This window comes from Halobacillus karajensis, from assembly GCF_900108515.1.
Taxonomy (GTDB): domain Bacteria; phylum Bacillota; class Bacilli; order Bacillales; family Halobacillaceae; genus Halobacillus; species Halobacillus karajensis.
In genome coordinates, this window is the sequence record NZ_FNWW01000001.1 from 177,699 (window position 1) to 195,089 (window position 17,391).

16 protein-coding genes are annotated in these 17,391 nt (G+C 43.0%); 1 reads left to right on the forward strand and 15 read right to left on the reverse strand.

Features of this window, described 5'->3' with window-relative positions; all coding sequences use genetic code 11:
• Window positions 1–375 precede the first annotated feature (375 nt).
• The 15 genes from BLW54_RS00900 to BLW54_RS00970 form a co-directional block, all read right to left on the reverse strand.
• Window positions 376–1,098, reverse strand: coding sequence for an amino acid ABC transporter ATP-binding protein (locus BLW54_RS00900; protein ID WP_035506205.1), 723 nt, complete (start codon window positions 1,096–1,098; stop codon window positions 376–378).
• The gene (locus tag BLW54_RS00905) at window positions 1,098–1,754 is read right to left on the reverse strand and encodes an amino acid ABC transporter permease (protein ID WP_074732994.1); all 657 of its coding nucleotides are present in this window, start codon (window positions 1,752–1,754) and stop codon (window positions 1,098–1,100) included. The genes BLW54_RS00900 and BLW54_RS00905 overlap by 1 nt, the downstream gene beginning before the upstream one ends.
• 120 nt (window positions 1,755–1,874) lie before the next feature.
• The gene (locus tag BLW54_RS00910) at window positions 1,875–2,675 is read right to left on the reverse strand and encodes a glutamine ABC transporter substrate-binding protein (RefSeq protein ID WP_074732995.1); all 801 of its coding nucleotides are present in this window, start codon (window positions 2,673–2,675) and stop codon (window positions 1,875–1,877) included.
• A 627-nt stretch (window positions 2,676–3,302) separates the two neighbouring features.
• The gene (locus BLW54_RS00915) at window positions 3,303–3,827 is read right to left on the reverse strand and encodes a PepSY domain-containing protein (protein WP_074732996.1); all 525 of its coding nucleotides are present in this window, start codon (window positions 3,825–3,827) and stop codon (window positions 3,303–3,305) included.
• Between the two features lie 87 nt (window positions 3,828–3,914).
• On the reverse strand, window positions 3,915–4,445 hold the full coding sequence (locus BLW54_RS00920; protein WP_051744016.1) for a PepSY domain-containing protein: 531 nt from the start codon (window positions 4,443–4,445) through the stop codon (window positions 3,915–3,917).
• Between the two features lie 20 nt (window positions 4,446–4,465).
• Window positions 4,466–5,830: a sensor histidine kinase gene (locus BLW54_RS00925; protein WP_074732997.1), complete on the reverse strand. Its 1,365-nt coding sequence runs from the start codon at window positions 5,828–5,830 to the stop codon at window positions 4,466–4,468.
• Window positions 5,827–6,513 (reverse strand): response regulator transcription factor, encoded by a 687-nt coding sequence (locus tag BLW54_RS00930; protein WP_035506211.1) that lies wholly within the window; start codon window positions 6,511–6,513, stop codon window positions 5,827–5,829. Before BLW54_RS00930 ends, BLW54_RS00925 begins: the two co-directional genes overlap by 4 nt.
• A gap of 450 nt (window positions 6,514–6,963) precedes the next feature.
• Complete coding sequence (locus tag BLW54_RS00935; RefSeq protein ID WP_074732998.1) at window positions 6,964–8,373, reverse strand: FAD-binding oxidoreductase; 1,410 nt, start codon at window positions 8,371–8,373, stop codon at window positions 6,964–6,966.
• Window positions 8,374–8,387: 14 nt separating this feature from the next.
• Entirely contained in the window at window positions 8,388–9,275 is an 888-nt protein-coding gene (locus BLW54_RS00940) for a MurR/RpiR family transcriptional regulator (RefSeq protein ID WP_035507611.1), read from the reverse strand.
• A 13-nt stretch (window positions 9,276–9,288) separates the two neighbouring features.
• On the reverse strand, window positions 9,289–10,122 hold the full coding sequence (locus tag BLW54_RS00945; RefSeq protein WP_035506217.1) for a carbohydrate ABC transporter permease: 834 nt from the start codon (window positions 10,120–10,122) through the stop codon (window positions 9,289–9,291).
• A gap of 18 nt (window positions 10,123–10,140) precedes the next feature.
• Entirely contained in the window at window positions 10,141–11,034 is an 894-nt protein-coding gene (locus tag BLW54_RS00950) for a carbohydrate ABC transporter permease (RefSeq protein WP_035506219.1), read from the reverse strand.
• Window positions 11,035–11,262: 228 nt separating this feature from the next.
• The gene (locus BLW54_RS00955) at window positions 11,263–12,645 is read right to left on the reverse strand and encodes an extracellular solute-binding protein (RefSeq protein ID WP_074732999.1); all 1,383 of its coding nucleotides are present in this window, start codon (window positions 12,643–12,645) and stop codon (window positions 11,263–11,265) included.
• A gap of 54 nt (window positions 12,646–12,699) precedes the next feature.
• Window positions 12,700–13,605: an N-acetylmuramic acid 6-phosphate etherase gene (murQ, locus tag BLW54_RS00960; protein ID WP_074733000.1), complete on the reverse strand. Its 906-nt coding sequence runs from the start codon at window positions 13,603–13,605 to the stop codon at window positions 12,700–12,702.
• Window positions 13,562–14,569: an N-acetylglucosamine kinase gene (locus BLW54_RS00965; protein ID WP_074733001.1), complete on the reverse strand. Its 1,008-nt coding sequence runs from the start codon at window positions 14,567–14,569 to the stop codon at window positions 13,562–13,564. Before BLW54_RS00965 ends, murQ begins: the two co-directional genes overlap by 44 nt.
• 203 nt (window positions 14,570–14,772) lie before the next feature.
• Window positions 14,773–15,852: a YkvI family membrane protein gene (locus BLW54_RS00970; RefSeq protein WP_074733002.1), complete on the reverse strand. Its 1,080-nt coding sequence runs from the start codon at window positions 15,850–15,852 to the stop codon at window positions 14,773–14,775.
• Window positions 15,853–16,083: 231 nt separating this feature from the next.
• On the opposite strand from BLW54_RS00970, the gene BLW54_RS00975 reads away from it, so the two are divergent.
• Window positions 16,084–17,334, forward strand: a complete 1,251-nt coding sequence (locus tag BLW54_RS00975; RefSeq protein WP_035506225.1) for a PucR family transcriptional regulator — start codon at window positions 16,084–16,086, stop codon at window positions 17,332–17,334.
• Window positions 17,335–17,391: the final 57 nt, after the last annotated feature.

The window sequence follows — 17,391 nt, forward strand, 5'->3', positions numbered from 1 at the left end:
TGATACGGTCGCTACTCCCCTTGATATAATCAATATAGCGAATTCTTAAAGAAACGTCAAAGAAATAGATGTTCCTTTTTCTTTTTGAAAGTTCTTATTCATAGAGCGATGATCCATTAATAACTAATTCAACTAAATGGCAGGATAGTGGGAGATCTTTGATGGTTAAGGGGCAATAGGAAAATACGAGACTCCAGCGGGACCCCACAGGGCGCAGCCCGCGGAGGCTTTCCATCTTCCCCGCGGAAAGCGAGTAGCTTTCCATCCTATTCGGTATTGTTTTCCCAAAAGCCTTCTTATTCAGAACACAGTTTAGAGGTATTTTTGGTGTGAATGGGTAACAACAGCCTCTTATGGGAAAATGTTCTATTTTTATTATAAGACTTTACTTAAAAACTCTTGTGTACGGGGGTTTTGCGGATTACCGAAAAGGCGTTCCGGAACATCTTCCTCCATAATAATTCCTTCATCCATAAACAACACGCGATCCCCCACTTCTCGAGCAAATCCCATTTCGTGTGTAACGACGACCATCGTCATCCCTTCTTGGGCAAGATCTTTCATAACCGCGAGCACATCTCCGACAAGTTCTGGATCCAGGGCTGAGGTCGGTTCATCAAACAGCATAATACTCGGTTCCATTGCCAATGACCGGGCGATGGCTACCCGTTGCTTTTGACCACCGGACAGACTTTCCGGATAAGCAACCGCTTTATCACTCAGACCGACTTTCTCCAATAAAGGGTGTGCGATTTTTTCTGCTTCTGTTTTTTTCATGCCTTTCACCTTTATTGGACCAATTGTAATGTTATCCATAACGGTCATGTGTGGGAAGAGGTTGAAGTGCTGAAACACCATCCCCACTCGGGAACGGACATCATTGATATTGATTTTAGGATCTGTCAAATTCTCCCCTTGAATGAGGACATCTCCAGAAGTGACTTCTTCTAATAGATTCAAACATCGTAAGAATGTACTCTTCCCTGAACCAGATGGTCCGATGACACAGACCACCTCTTTTTCTTTAATCTCTGCATTAATTCCTTTTAAAACTTCATTGGAACCGAATGATTTGTGCAAATCTTTAACGGTAATCATTACACATCCAGTCTCCTTTCAACACGTCTCAAATATACAGCCGTTGGTACGGTAATAACTAAATACATGACACAAACCATGGTCAGGGCCTGGAATGCCTGAAACGTCATTCCATAATATTGCTGTCCCATATACAGCAATTCCCCTACTGCAATTACAGAAAATAGAGACGTATCCTTCAAGCTGATGACGAATTGGTTTCCAAGTGGCGGAATCATACGCCTGAAGGCTTGTGGCCAGATAATATAACGCATCGTCTGATTCCGGGTGAGTCCGATGGAACGACCGGCTTCTTCCTGCCCTGTATCAATCGAGTACACCGCTCCTCGTACAATTTCTGCTATGTAGGCACCGGCGTTCACAGCAATGGCGATAATAGAAGCAGTAATTTTGTCAATATTGATTCCTGTTAAATCTGAGAGACCAAAGTAGATGAACAAGATTTGAGCCAGGATCGGGGTACCACGGACAACTTCCACATAAACCGTCGCAATTCCATATATAAGCTTACTTTTCGACAAGCGGGCAAAACCAAAAATAGCACCGAGGATAAATCCTAAGATTAGTCCGACAAAGGTAATAAGCAGTGTCCATACCAAACCCTCGAGCAAAAAAGGCATGACACGAAAATAGTGCGATTCTGTAATGAATTCCATTATATGTATACGCTCCTTGTGTTCCGTATTAGGTGGTGAGTACATGTCAGTTATTTAATTTAATAGAAAAGCGTAACAAGCCAATCCCTTGCTACGCTTTTTCCGATCAGCTCCCCACTATTACTCGGAAGATTCTGTGCCGTATTTACGCTCACCGAACCATTTTTCATAGATGTCATCGTATGTCCCGTTATCTATTAATGTCTGCAGCGCTTCATTTACATCTTCCACGAGCTCAGAATCTTTTGGAAACGCGATTCCATATTGCTCTCCTTGTAAAATGTCTCCAGCTGTTTTCAAGCCTTCAGAGTCATTCGCCACATAGTATTGTACGTTTGGTACGTCATACATGACGGCATCCAGGCGGCCGGCTTCAAGGTCCATGTAAGCCTCGACAATCCCCGGGAATGTGATTAATTCAGCGTCCGGGTGATTTTCCTTAATATACGCTTCACTTGTTGTTCCGGAACGGGTGCCTACTTTTTTACCTGTCAGGTCATCTGCAGACTTGATTTCTTCATTATCGGCGCTTACCGCAAGCATCAGTCCTGCATCATAATAAGGATCGGAAAAATCGATGGTTTCTTTCCGCTCTTCCGTAATCGTCATCCCTGCAATCCCGATATCATAACGTCCGGACTGCATTCCGGCGACAACCCCATCAAATTTCATCGATTCAATCTCAACATTGAATCCTGCTTCTTCAGCAATCGCTTTAATCAAATCGATGTCGAAGCCTTCCATTTCTCCAGTTTCCTCGTTCATAAACTCAAATGGAACGAAATTGTTATCGGTTGCGACTGTGTACGTTTCCCCAGAGTCACCGGAGTCTCCTGATGCTTCTTCACTATCACTACCACAAGCGACAAGAATCGTACTGAGAACTAAAACCATAATAAATAAGTACCATTTCGATTTCATCCATTTTCCCCCTTTTATTATGTGGATCTCTATTATCTCAAATTTTACTACTAATGCAAATTTTCTGAATAATTTATTTAGCTGTCTTTTCGAACGAAAAATACTATTCTGTTAAACTGAGGTAAGAAATGCTCATATTTACTATGATTTCATTTATTTTTCTAGGTATTACAAGTAAATATAATAAAATCCCTTAGATAATCTCGGATTCAAAAGGTTTCAGGTAATAGGTTTATATCCCTAAAAATGAAAAAGATGGATATCGTGTAAGGAGAACATTGCTATGCTTCTTTCATATATCTAATGGCCTTAGAGGGATTTAGAACTATGAAGCCTATGATGGGTTTGGGTGAAATGTACCTTCGATACCCATTACTAGGGAATCATAGGTACATTTAAAGTGGATTGTGGTTAAAGAAAGATCTTTACATACAGGAATGGAGATAAATACAAATAATAACTGGTGTTACCTCAGAGGTCGTCACACGAGAATGGCCATCATGAATATTGGAGACTATCAACAGAGAATCGCTTCGTATTAGAGGCTTCTCGATCATCCATAGGATTTCATTTAGTAGAAAATCATATAATCTAATAAGAGCCCCCGGATATGGGGGCTCTTATTAGTTAGTCCTCTTTATCTTTTTCAAACTCGATAACTTCACCGGTTTGCCCATGGATCGTTACTTCATATTCGTATTCTCCATCGTGCAGTTCAAATTCATAATGTCCATCATCGATTCCCATTTCTTTGACTTCACTGCCAGCCGCTTTTTCTTTCGCCGTTTTCTCCGCGTCTTCTTTCTTCACTTTTATCCCAGCGGCTGCTTTTTCTTCGGACTCATCCTCGTCACCATCACGATCTATTTTGACTATTTCTCCGGTGTTCGCATCAAGATCAACATTCATTTCTTTTCCTTCTTCCGTATGCCCATCTATTTCATATAGGAGGACACCATCCTCTTTATCTTTTTCTACTTTATCAATTGTAAGACCATTGATTTCTTTTTTTGCTGCTGATTCAGCTTCTTTTTGTGTGAATTTGACATCCTTCTCTGACCAGCTAGAATCATCTGACATAGCACTAACACCGTAAGCACCCCCGAGAAGAACGGCACCTATAATCCCACTAATTAACCATGTTTTCTTCATTTTGTTTCCTCCTTTTATTGTTCTACTTTTACTATATCCAGCGTGCATGAGAACAAATGGAGAAGAAAATGAGAATTTGATGAGAAATTAATCATCCCATGTAATGGATAGGATCTCCCCAGTAATGGCATGGATTTGTACGGTTGCTTCAAGTTCGTCTTCCCGTTCTATTTCAACAAGAAAGTAGGCAGGGTCTTTTTCGTTTTCAAAATCGATATCATCAACTTTCCCGTCGACTTCCTTGAGCGCGGCTTCTTTCGCTTTCTCTTCTGTAATCGGCTGAGCTTCAGCTTCTTGATCGGGAGGACTTGGTTCAGATAGTGGTGTGTCTTTTTCATTTTGAAAATCTTCAAGCTGCCGGATTCTTGCGACACGACCATCTTCTTTCGCTATCACTACTTCATAAAGACCTTCTTTGAGCTCTAAGGAAGCCAGGTAATGGTCATCCATTGAAGTCATATCTGTAATTTGTCCATTGTATTGAGACTGTACTTTCTCACGAATATCGGTCTCTGACAAAGGTTCAGCGCTAAGGCGCTGGTTTACAATCTGCCATCCAATAAGCAGCAAAACGGCCAACCCAAGTATGGAAATCACTACTTTTGTAAATGTAGACATACGCTTCCTCCTTGTCATAATCATACCTTCCAAAAATGTGAATTCCCTGAGAGAGGCAAGAGAATGCTTGCTGTGGTTCCTTTCCCTTTTTGGCTGGATAATGTGATTTCTGCTCCGATCGCTTGTGCCAATTCTTTCGCCAGAGAAAGACCGAGCCCTGATCCTTCCGTTCTTGACTGATCCACTTGGTAAAAACGATCGAATACTTTATCGAGCTCCTCTTCTGTCATCCCCATTCCCTTATCGGTGATATGAATGCGTGCCTTATCCTCTGTCTCATCGACCTTTATTATAATCGGTCCTTCACTATATTTGCGGGCGTTATCCATAAAAATGTAAAGCAGCTGCTTTAACTTCTGCTCATCCGTTTGGACTTGTATTTCCTTTATACCTTCCCAGTCTACTTGACGGTGATAAGCATGTTCAAAAGAAGCAACCGTTGTATTGAGAAAAGGGGATAATGCGATACTCTCTAAGTACACATTCCACTTCTCTTCCTGTTTTGCAAGGAGAAGAAGTTGCTGGGTCAGCTCCCGCATCCGTTTTGCCTCAGAATGAATTGCTTCTACAGATTCTTGAAAAAGTTCTTCATCCTGAGTTCCTCTCCTTTTTAAAAGGCTTGCGTAAGACTCAATTACCGTCAAAGGTGTCTTCAGCTCATGGGAAGCATTGGATACAAATTGTTCCTGTTTTTGATAATTATCTTCTAGCTGGACGATCATTTTATTGAATGTATCTGCCATTTGGGATAATTCATCTTTCGAATTTCCTTCATAAGTAATCTGTTTGAATTGACCACTTCCGCGGATCTCCTGCATCGTTACAATTAAAGAGCGAATCGGATTCGCTATCAGTTTACTTAAAAAATGGGCAGAAAGAAAAAGGGGGACGATTGCTAAAATGGTGACAATTACCAGAACGATCTGTAAAATGCTTAAATTGTCCTCCGTCGTTTCAAGGCTTTGAGTTAACTGTAGAGCTGCAATGTTTCCATTTGTCCAAATGATGGGAATGGAAACAAAAGCATGTGGAACGCCTTGATAACTTCGAACGTCTGCTTTCTCCCTTTCTTCATAATGATATGTCTGGTCGGTTAAGTACTGCTGTCCTCCACCGGTCAAATTGACATCTGCAGTCCCATCCTGGAGAACGACTCTTATCATTCCATTTCCTGGTACATAAGCTCTCAACAGTTCAGCCGAAGGGGCATCTTCCGACCGTTCGTTGATTTCTGTCACAATCCGCTCGGCTTCCTGCTGTGTTTCTTGAAGATCACTATCATAAACAATTTTACTGAATGAAAAATAAACCGCACTGCTGATCAGGAGAAGAAGAAAGATGAAGAGGCCAGTCGTATAGAATTGAATTCTATTTCCTAGTTTCATCGCGGGTCCTTCATTACATAGCCGACACCTCGGACAGTTTGAATCAGCTTCGGCTCGTATCCTTTATCCATTTTGTTGCGCAAATAACGGATGTACACATCTACAATATTCGTGTCACCGTAATAATCGTACCCCCAGACACCTTCCAACAGCTGTTCACGATTGAGCACCTGGCGTTTATGTTTCATTAAATACACAAGCAAAGAAAACTCCTTTGCGGTGAGCTCGATGTTCTTTCTCCCACGCTTCACTTCATGTGTTCTCTCATTCACAGTAAGATCCGCAATCCTCATCTCTTCTACCTCTTGTTGAACTGGTTTTGTTCGTAAAGCGGCCCTGATCCTTGCAAGCAGTTCCTCAATATCAAAAGGCTTTGTCACATAATCATTAGCGCCTAGATCCAGTCCTGTAACCTTATCTTCCACCGCATCTTTGGCCGTCAGCATGATGACAGGTGTTGAATCTTCCCCAGAACGAAGTCTCTTAAGAAGCTCTGTACCACCTAATTCCGGAAGCATCACATCAAGCAGAACCAGGTCCCACTCTTCTTCACGGAAAAGGCGCAGTCCTTCCATACCATCATGGGCTTTGGTCACTTTGTACCCTTCATATTCAAGTTCAAGTTCTAATACACGGGCAATCTTCTTTTCGTCTTCCACTACTAAAATATTTGGCGTACGCATTCGTCATCCCTCATTTAATTTGTTGTGTTTATTTTAGCACAGGAAGGAGCTATGAGAGAGAGAGGATGGATACGGTTATTGTGCAAAACGAACATTATTAAAAGAATTGAACAAAGTCGAAACAAACATCCCCGCAGATCCTCTCAGAAAAATGGTGCGATGGAAAAAAGGCATTTTCTCGTCCTTCCATCCACCACAAGTACAGACAATTAAGACACTGGCTTTCTAAAAATCTTCCCTCTCTCTGGCTATTGCCTCATAGCGAAACAGCCCCTCCCTCTCATTCAATCAAAAAAAAGACGCCCCTGCCAAAAAGGGACATCTTACTTTGATTAAGGGTCTGCTTCCATCAATAAATCTACTAAATACACCGAATCAATTTTTCCATTTAAGCCTTCACGTTCAACACCCAATTTCATCTATAGCAGTTGTCATAGCTCAACCGTTCCTTCAGCAGACTACTCCTGATGAAGCACCAACTTCTGACCTTTCTGGAAATACTTTTCCTGGATTTAGTATCCCATTGGGATCCCAGCTATCCTTAATTCTCTTCATCATATCAAGGCCGATTTCACCAAGCTCAAGCTCCATAAACGGGGCTTTCATCGTGCCGATGCCATGTTCGCCGGAGAGGGTCCCGCCAAGATCTAGCGCAGCCTGGAACATTTCTTCGACGGCTTTCTCTACACGCTTCATTTCTTCTACATCGCGTTTATCGCATAAAATGTTTGGATGCAGATTTCCGTCACCAGCATGTCCGAATGCAACTACTTCTACATTGTACTTCTCTTTAATGCTTTCTAAACGATCCATGAAGTCCGGTATTTTACTGCGTGGGACTGTGGCATCCTCAGACACTTTGGTCGGTTTGATTTTAGCAATCGCTGGAGATACCTGTTTACGAGCATGCCAGAGTTTACCTGCTTCATCATCACTTTTTGGGATAATGATTTCTTTCGCGCCCATACCCACCATGATCTTTTCAATAAGCCCCCGTTCAATACGAAGGGTTTCTGGGTGTCCGTCCAATTCGAGTATAATGACAGCAGCAGCACTGACTGGTAATCCGACAGGCTGGAATTTCTCGACAGCTACAATACAGGCATGATCCATAAATTCCATTTTGGAAGGAAGGATTCCTGATGTAAGTGTCTGGGATATTGCTTCTCCTGCTTTCCTCACCTCATCAAAAGCGACCATTATCGTCTGGACTGCCGGCGGTTTAGGCATCAGCTTCAACGTTGCCCCAACGATGACACCAAGCGTTCCTTCCGAACCGACAATGAGTTTCGTTAAATCAATCCCAGTCACATTCTTAATCGTCTGTCCTCCTGTCCGGATCAATTCCCCTTCAGGTGTGACCACTTCGAGACCAATCACATGATCTTTGGTTACCCCGTATTTCAACCCCCGAGGCCCGCCAGAGTTTTCTGCGAGATTGCCGCCGATAGTGGCCACATGTGCACTGCTCGGATCCGGGGCATACATCAGGCCGTGTTTTTCCGCTGCTTTATTGATGTTCCCCGTCAACACACTCGGTGTCACGTTTACGGTAAGGTCACGTGGATGAAGATCGATAACGGCAGGAAATTGAGACATGTCCAGGACGATCCCCCCATGAACAGGAAGCGGCCCACCACTCAAGCATGTACCAGATCCGCGCGGGTGGACCGGAACTTTATAGCGGTTGGCCAACTTAAGCACTTCCAATACTTCATGTTTTTCTTTCGCTTGAACGACTGCATCCGGCAGGTGTTCGCCAAAGGAAGCATCAAAGCTGTAACTGTGACGATCAGCTAGCGTTGTCAGCACCTGGTTTTCTGGAATCCATTCCTGCAATTCTTTCAGCCACTTTCCCATCTCATCATTCCTCCTTATCCCTTTCCGTTCTTCGTTTTTTTCCCTTTCAATAGATCCATCACATCTGTGATTTCATGGAAATAATTCGAGGCCTCATCCCATTGCTCTGTCACAATATTCACAAAAAGAATATCAATCATATGCAGCTGAGCTAACCGGGAGGAAGTGGCCCCACTTCGAAACGGAGCTGGAATTTCCCTCGACGCAGAAATGAATAAGGAAACATCCGCATGCGCGGTCACCGGGGACTGACCATACCGAGTCAAACTGATGGTACGCGCCCCCTTCTTCTTGGCAATTTCCATAATTTCAGCCGTTTCATACGTTTCCCCTGAAAAAGAAATCCCGAAGACGACATCCTTTTCACTGACATTTGCTATATTCATTGCCGCATTATGCATGTCGGTAAAAGCAGATGTCGGTTTGTTTATTCGCAGGAATTTTTGCTGGGCATCTTGGGCAATAATACCTGAAGCTCCCACCCCGAAGAAATGAATGTTCTCTGCTTCCTTCAAAACGTTCACCGCTTCTGCCAGTGTCCTGTAATCCACCATTTCTGTCGTTTCCCTGATTGCCTGCAGGCTGTTATTCGTAACTTTTTCAACGATGGAATCGGAAGCTTCTCCAGGTTGAATGTCGCGATACCTGGCTTCCGGTTTCTTTTGCAAATCTCCTGAAATTCTTAACTTCAACTCCTGGAGCCCTTTTAGCCCCAAGGACTTGCATAAGCGGATAACCGCCGCACTGCTTGTTGAACTGAGTCTGCCGAGCTGTGTCGCTGTACAATGAATCGCTTCATGCGGTTGAGCGATAATGAATTCTGCAATCTTTTTTTCTGACGGCGGGAGCTTATCCTTCATTTCATTCAAAATAACAAGCCCGCCTGTTAAGGAATTTTTCATAGTTCCACCACTCTTATCCTTTAATTGCACCTTCTGTCATCCCTTTAACGATCCGTCGTTGGAAGATCGCATACAAGACGATGACTGGAACGATCGCGATGACTAGACTAGCAAACAGCGTCCCCCACGCGTTCGTATATTGTGTTTCATTGCTAATATAGTCAATCGCCAGTGCCAGTGTATAGTTCCCTTCGGTTTGTAAAAAAATCAAGGCCATGAAATATTCATTCCAAAACTGAATCATGTTCATGATAGTGACGGTAATAATCCCCGTTGTTGATAGCGGAGTAATGATCTTCCATAAGATGCCGTAGGGTGACATCCCGTCTATCGCTGCTGCTTCTTCGAGCGATTTTGGAATCGTTGCCATGAAACTCGTTAAAACGAAAATACTGAACGGCAATTGACTCACCGCATAAACAATACTAAGACCGAAAATGTTATCAAGCAGATTCAACTGCATGAGTAAAAAGAACAACGGAATCCATCCAAGAACCATCGGGATCATCATCGCAGAAATATAAAGGGTAAACAACAACCGATTCCCGCGAAAACGCATCCGCTCTAATGCATAAGAAGTTGGAATCGCCATAGCAAGCGTTAAAGTCGCCCCAAGTCCTGTGACAATAAAGCTGTTGAAAACGCTTGAATCAATATTGTAATTGCTCCACGCATTCACAAAATTACTGAAACTGAATGAGTCCGGCAGCCCCCAAGGATTTGCATAGATTTCCGCATTTGATTTAAAAGCTCCAAGAATCATCCAAAAAATCGGATATAAGACGGCTAAAGACCAGATGATTAATGGAATACGTACAATCGTCCGTGAAAAAAATTTTTTATTCACTCGTTTCCCTCCTGTCTGTTAATACTCCACTTTCTCTCTTCTCATGAGGAATTGCATGATCAATACGGTAATCAAGGACAGAATTAGAATCATCACGCCAATCGTCGCTCCATAACCAAAGTTGTATTTGACGAAAGCCTGCTCATACAAATAGGACCCCATTACATGAGTCGAATTGTTTGGTCCCCCTTTGGTCATGACCTGGACGATAATAAAAGATCCGTTTAATGTCGTAATGATAATGTACAAAATGGAGATCTTAATTTGCGGCCAGATTAGAGGAAGTGTTACTTTCCAAAACTGCTGCCATTCGGTCGCCCCGTCAATTTCAGCCGCTTCATAGTAACTCTTCGATATGTTCGATATGCCTCCCATTAGCATAAGCATGAATAAGCCAATCCCTGCCCAGACAGAAGGCAGGACCAGACTTGTCAGTGCCCAATCTTCACTTCCAAGCCATGGACGTGTCCAGCTCTCGAGACCAATCAATTCAAGTCCTGAATTGACGAGGCCGAGACTAGGGTTATAGATGAACATCCACAAGATTCCAATCACGACCACGGACATGATATTCGGGAAAAAGAAGACAATCCGATAAAATGGGGCTTCTTTTATTTTCATTTGTGTTAAAGCGACCGCAAAAAAAGTAGATAGAATCATAATGCCAATCACTTTTGTAATCACGAGGAAATAGTCATGCCAAATCGTTTTCGGGATAATCCCGTCACTGAACAACCTTCTGTAATTATCAAACCCTACGAACTCCGCCAGCGATGAGGCCCCTGACCATTTAAAAAAAGAGTAATAAAGACCGTTAAATAATGGATAAAGTGTAAACACAGCAAATAAGATAAACGTCGGGACAAGGCAGAATGCTAGAAATAGATTCCGTTGTCGACTGGACTGGACCATAAACACACCCCTTTTTTTCTATGATTTAGTATTATCCTTGTCTGCTTCTGTCTGCTTCGATCGGCATAAGACAAGCAACAGAGGGAGACTATCCCCCAGTTGATTGACTTATGACTCGAAGCACCCTTAAGTTTTGTAGACTTTCGTCTAACACCTCTCAACATTTTGAAAAAGGCCGCTATAAAAAATGGAATGCGAAGACATTGCGCCTCCACATTCCACCTGTTTTTACTCCAAGCTGCTGCGGTATTCTGCGGCCGCTTGTTCAGCTTCTTCCACAAACTCTTCTGCCGTAATGTTACCAAGCATTAGAGAAACGAGAGAGTTGCTGATAGGAGTTTCCAGCTCTGAACTCATTGGGTGAGGCTTTTGATAAATCTGTACCTGTTCAGGATCATTGATCATTTTATTCGCTTCAATTAAGAATGGAGGAACTTCCTCACTCGAAGCAAGATCGACACCTTGTAAGTTCATAATCGCTCCCGTATGTTCAGAGAAGCTCTTCGCATATTCTCTTGTAAAGACGAACTCAACAAACGCTTTCGCTGCTTCCGGGTTTTCCGCTTTTTCAGCGATGGCAAGTGGGCGAAGGTCCGGTACAATCGCATATGGATCTCCTTCATCCTGCATTGGAGATGGAACGAAACCATACTCGAAGTCTTCTGGTGTATCATTTGCCATCTCATTCGGAAGCCAGAACCCTACTGGAATAAACGCATTGTCATGAAGCAAGAAATTCATTTGTGACTGGGTATGGTTCAAAGCACCGAACCCTGAATCAATCAATCCTTCCTGCTGCATTTGTTCCACTTTCTTCATGACATTAAGCACAGGCTCGCTCGTCCATGCTCCTTCTTTCCCTGTGATGACATCGTTAAGCAGTTTATCTCCACCTGCGGCACCGAAGGCAGGATAAAGAACCCCACGCAAGAAGTAGTATGGATATTGACCAGTTGTAACAAATGGCTCGATACCTTCATCTTCTTTTATCTGATTCATCGTATCCATGAAGCTTGGGAAATCTGTTGGTACCTCCCAGCCATTTTCTTCAAACCAAGCATTGTCGTACCATGTTCCCCACGTATCAAAAACAAGTGGAAGGCTGTAAATATCGCCATTATACGTAGAAGGTTCAACAATGAAACTTTCACTTAAAGGAGATCCATCTTCAAGCTCAATTCCGCTTACCCAGTCCGACAAATTCATCAATTGGCCATCTTCGACCATCTGTGTTTCACTGGAACCGGCACCGTCGATATAAACGACATCAGGTGGATCATCGGAAACCCAACGGGAGCGCATCTCTTCATTAATATTAGGCCCTGCATGTTCCGTGACTGTTACATCCGGGTATTCTTCCTGGAAATCACCAATAACCTCTTTCCACCAAGAATCCCCGTAACCTCCAACAAAATACTGGATCTCTAGCTCTCCGGAAATCTCCCCGGATTCTCCGGAATCGGAAGTTTCTTCAGAGGAGGTATCCTCTTCGGTCCCTTCACTATCTGTTTCTTCCGTTCCTCCTCCTGGCGCACAACCGACCAGCAACAAGAAAGCGAACAAAACCGACATCATCAACCAAGCAGATGTTTTCCGCCACATGTTCAACATAAGCTCCCCCTTTTGATTGAAAAATTTATTTGAAACCATGGAATGGTCTTCAAATCAAGATGATTCTTCCACTGCTTTTCTTAAATTTCCTCCTGCCCCTTGAAGCAGTTGTTTCGCTTTTTCATAAGAAACACTTCTCTTCAACATAACGATGGCAGGCTTCACTTCAAGCTTCGCATCTTTCAATGTTTGTTCCGCTTCTTCATATGAGGCCGTTGTACATTCCATCAAAATGCTTTTAGCTCGTTCGCGAAGTTTATGGTTACTTGCATGAACATCCACCATCAAATTTTCGTACACTTTTCCAAGCTTAATCATCGCAGTTGTACTCATCATATTCAGGACCATTTTGTGAGCAGTGGCTGATTTAAGTCTTGTGGATCCTGTTAATACTTCAGGTCCAACGACAACTTCAATCGGACACTCAGCATAGTCACTGATCTCTGAAGATCTATTACAAGATAACGAAATAGTATAAGCACCGACCTTGCTGGCATGCTCTAAGGCCCCGATCGGATAAGGAGTCCTACCACTAGCAGTAATCCCTACGACTACATCTTGGTTCGTTAGCTTTTTCGCTTGAATATCACGTCCACCCTGGAGGACATCGTCTTCGGAATTTTCCTTCGCTTTTGTAAACGCCTGCCCTCCCCCGGCCATCACCGCTTGGACCATTTCCGGATCGGCCATAAATGTGGGCGGACACTCGGAAGCATCTAAAATGCCTAATCGACCACTTGTGCCGGCACCGACATAAAAAAGACGGCCCCCTTTTTTCAAAGCGGAAGCAATATGATCGACAGCTGTCGTAATCGCCGGCAACACCTGTTTGACAGCTTCCGCCACTTTGTGGTCCTCTTCATTCATCACGGACAGGATTTCTGAAGTAGACATCTGGTCCATGTGGTTCGTACGTTCATTCCGTTTTTCTGTTGTCAGACATGTCAATGAATCCGTCATTATGAGCACCACCTTCCTTTGATCTCATCGGGGCCGCAAGCAGCGCTGCTCCAAATTCTGGTGGAGCATAAGCTTCACTGAACTGGCCAAGCCCCCTTTGTTCCAGTTGTTCAATGAAATGGTGTTTCAGAACGCTTGAATGCTTGAATATCGATCCTGCAACCGCGACCATCGTGTCCCGGGCGAAACCTCTCCCTGCAAGGCTTTCCACATGAGCAATAAGTTGATCAGCCCCCTCTTTTAATAAGTGAACCGCTACCTCATCATTTTGTTCCGAAGCTTCAATCACACAGGCTGCCAATTTGGCCATTTCTTGTTTTTCATGGGGCTGACCATATATGTAACGAACAAGTTGGGCAGGTTCTGAAAGCTGTAACTTTCTTAAAATCAATGGGGTAAGCAAAGTACTTCTCCCACGTCCATCTGCTTCCATCGCTACTTTTGATAACGCTTTCACAGAAAGGTAATAACCACTTCCTTCATCGCCAATAAGGTGTCCCCAGCCTCCACATTTATGAATTGCCCCTTCTCGGTTAATCCCAACCGCATTTGAACCTGTACCAGAAATGACAAGAATTCCTGAGTCAACCTTTGGAGGGAGTGCTCCTTTTAATGCCGCAAGACTATCCGATCCCATAAAAAGATGGGAATTTTCTGAAAAATGAAGGTCAAAAAAAATTTCCCGGGCGATCCGAGTCATTTCCCACTCATCTTCCGTTCGGCCAACACCTGCAAGTCCAAACCCCACACCCGTAATTTGAGAAGGCTTAAGAGAAAACTTCTCCATCCCTTCGAAGAGTAAAGCTTTCAAACGCTTTCCTGCCTCATGAAAGCCGATGATATGAGGGTTGGTCCCGTTTCCTGTGATCTTCATCGGTTTTTCCGGGAAAGTGCTTTGGTTTTCTTGAAGAAAGAGGCAGGTTGTCTTCGTTCCTCCTCCATCAATACCAATCACATACTTCATGGACTTCCTCACTTCCTCTAAACCTTTATTGGCTTTATTATAAATTTTATGAATTTTTATGTCAATGTATGTTTTTTATTTTTGTAATGATATTTCAGATGAGCGAAAGGTGAGGAATGAAGTTACAAAAATTACCACACCAGGTCATACAAATAATGGAAAAAAGACCACCTTCATTAAGGTAGTCTTTTATGTCTTTTGGTTTATGCTGATAAGCGTTGGGTATCGTTTTGTTTTCCGTTCTTCAGTCGGAATGGTGCCGTCACTAAGGCAAAGATAAGGAAAAGCCCCATATAGCCAATGAATGGATAGAAGAAGGCAACAAGATCTGTAAAACCTACAAAGCTGAGACCAAAAGCCGCCAGCCCTGTAATAAGTACAAACTTCTTGTGTTGGCTTGTCCCCACCGTGGCAAAACGGGCGGCAAAAGAAAAGAACATGCTGACAGCGGTATTAAAGACCATCCCGAACAATACAATGGAATAAAATGTACCCAGTACCGGCGAAAGGCCATCGACAAGGGCCAGGATCGGCATGTCATAAGCCGCAACCGTATCGACTTTAGAGAAAATTGCCAAGTGACTCAAGACGATCATGCTTCCAAGCCCTAATCCCCCAAGCAATCCTCCAAGGGCAGATATTTTTTCATCTTTCTCATTTCCACCCATAAGCAATGACATCGAAGCCCCTACAGCCACGTTAAACGAAACATAGTTGATTGCAGAAATAAACCAGTTTGATAACGAAGATGGTTGATCCACGGCAACAGGGTTCAATTCACTAAATGACTGATCCATCGTAAACAGGCTGTACACCGAAATCATGACAACTGTAATGATCAGAAATGGCGTGATGCTCCCAATGACATTAACCACTTTATCCACATTCATCATGATGATAGCTACAACAAGAATGCTCATAAAAATGACACCAACTAACGATGGAAGACCAAATTGCTGACTTGGAATCGATCCCGCTCCAGCGACCATGACGACACCTACACCAAATAAGGTGAGTATAATAACATAGTCGACAATGAGTCCAAGGAATTTGTTTCCACTTACCTTGTAGACCGCTTCTTTATGCGATGTGGCTTGTGTGCGTGTCCCAAGTTTAACGAGCATCATTCCCATATAAGCAAATAGAGCCGTCGAGATTATGGTTCCGATCGTCCCTAAATATCCAAAACTTGTAAAGTATTGCAAAATTTCCTGTCCGGATGCAAAACCTGCTCCGACAATAATTCCTATAAAAGCGCTGGCAATTTTAAGGATTTTTTTCATGAAAACGTCCTCCTACCTCTCCTGATGTCTAACTTCCACACAATGCAAAACGCTTTCATAAGAAAGGATTGAATCAAGTGTGTCGTGAATGCGCTCCCCTTCATTTGGTTAAATACACAAACACCACTCCCTATATTCGTTCAAAACTACAAATATTTCAATAGGAAAATGGATGCTTATATATAGGAAACAATGATATTATAAAGATATTCCACTATAAGGAGTACCGCTATGAGAGATACATCACGTCTAACGTATTCATATAAAGATTTCATTGATTCCCCTGAAGGGCTGGCTGACAGGATTGCAGAGAGTTTAGGGTGTCCGGTTACGATCGAAGATGCCAACCATCGGATTATTTCCTACAGCAAACATGAAACCAATGTGGATGACGCTAGAACAGCTACCATCATGAGGCGGAAAGTGCCTGAGCAAGTCATTAATGGATTATGGAAGCATGGGATCATGTCCAAGCTCTTCGAGAGCGATCAACCGCTGATCGTAGAAAAAATCGAAGAGATCGGGCTCGGTAACCGTTTAGCCATTTCCGTCCATAAAAACAAGGAACTCCTTGGCTTTATCTGGGCACAGACGAATGACCTTTCTGTAACGTCTGAACATTTGGAAGAGATCAAAGAAGCAGCCCAGTGGGTAAGCCACCACTTGCTTCGTCAACAAGCTAAAAAGAAGAAGACTGATGAAAATCGCAAAGAATTTTTCTGGCAGCTGCTGACAGGTTCTCTTGAAAATCAGTCAGAGATTAAACGTTTAGCAAAAAAGTATCAAATGAATCTTCAGGGTCAGCTTTGTGTGGCTGTCTTTGAATTCAAAGAAGAAATGAGCCAAGCCGTTGAGCGTCATGCATACTATCTAACAGAGACGCTCCATCAAACACGTATTGTCAATCGTATTTTCGATGACCAGCAGCTCATTCTGCTTGTGCGGACAGATGATCAGGAAGACGCAAATGAAATGAACCAGGCGTTTATTCGTGAGTTCACCCAAAAAATGAAAGAACGCCTTCACTTTGAAGATTTAAAAGGGGCTTTCGGACTCATCTATGATTCTCCGACTTTAATCGGCGATAGCTATAAACAGGCGTTAAAAGTATTAGAATTGAAAGAGCAATACCCTGATGGTCTTCACCATGTCGACAACTATCAGGATCTCGGGGTCTACCAATTCATCAACGAGCTGGCCGCCTTACAAAAAAAAGAAAACTACAAAAATGACGCGTTGAGGCACATCAAGGCCTATGATGATCGAAATAAATCGATGCTGCTTGAAACATTGAAGGTCTTTTTGGAAAAAAACAGCAATGTTCACCAAGCAGCAGCTCATATGCACATCCATACCAATACCTTGAATTACCGTTTGAAGCGGATCAAAGAAATTGGAAATATCGATTTTAAAGATGTGAATCAGAAAACGATGCTTTACCTAGATTTACTCATTTATGAAAGCGAACAGGAGGATTTGTGATTTTCCACAAATCCTCCTGTTTATTTTTTCATTTTCACCTAAACAAAAATCCTACAA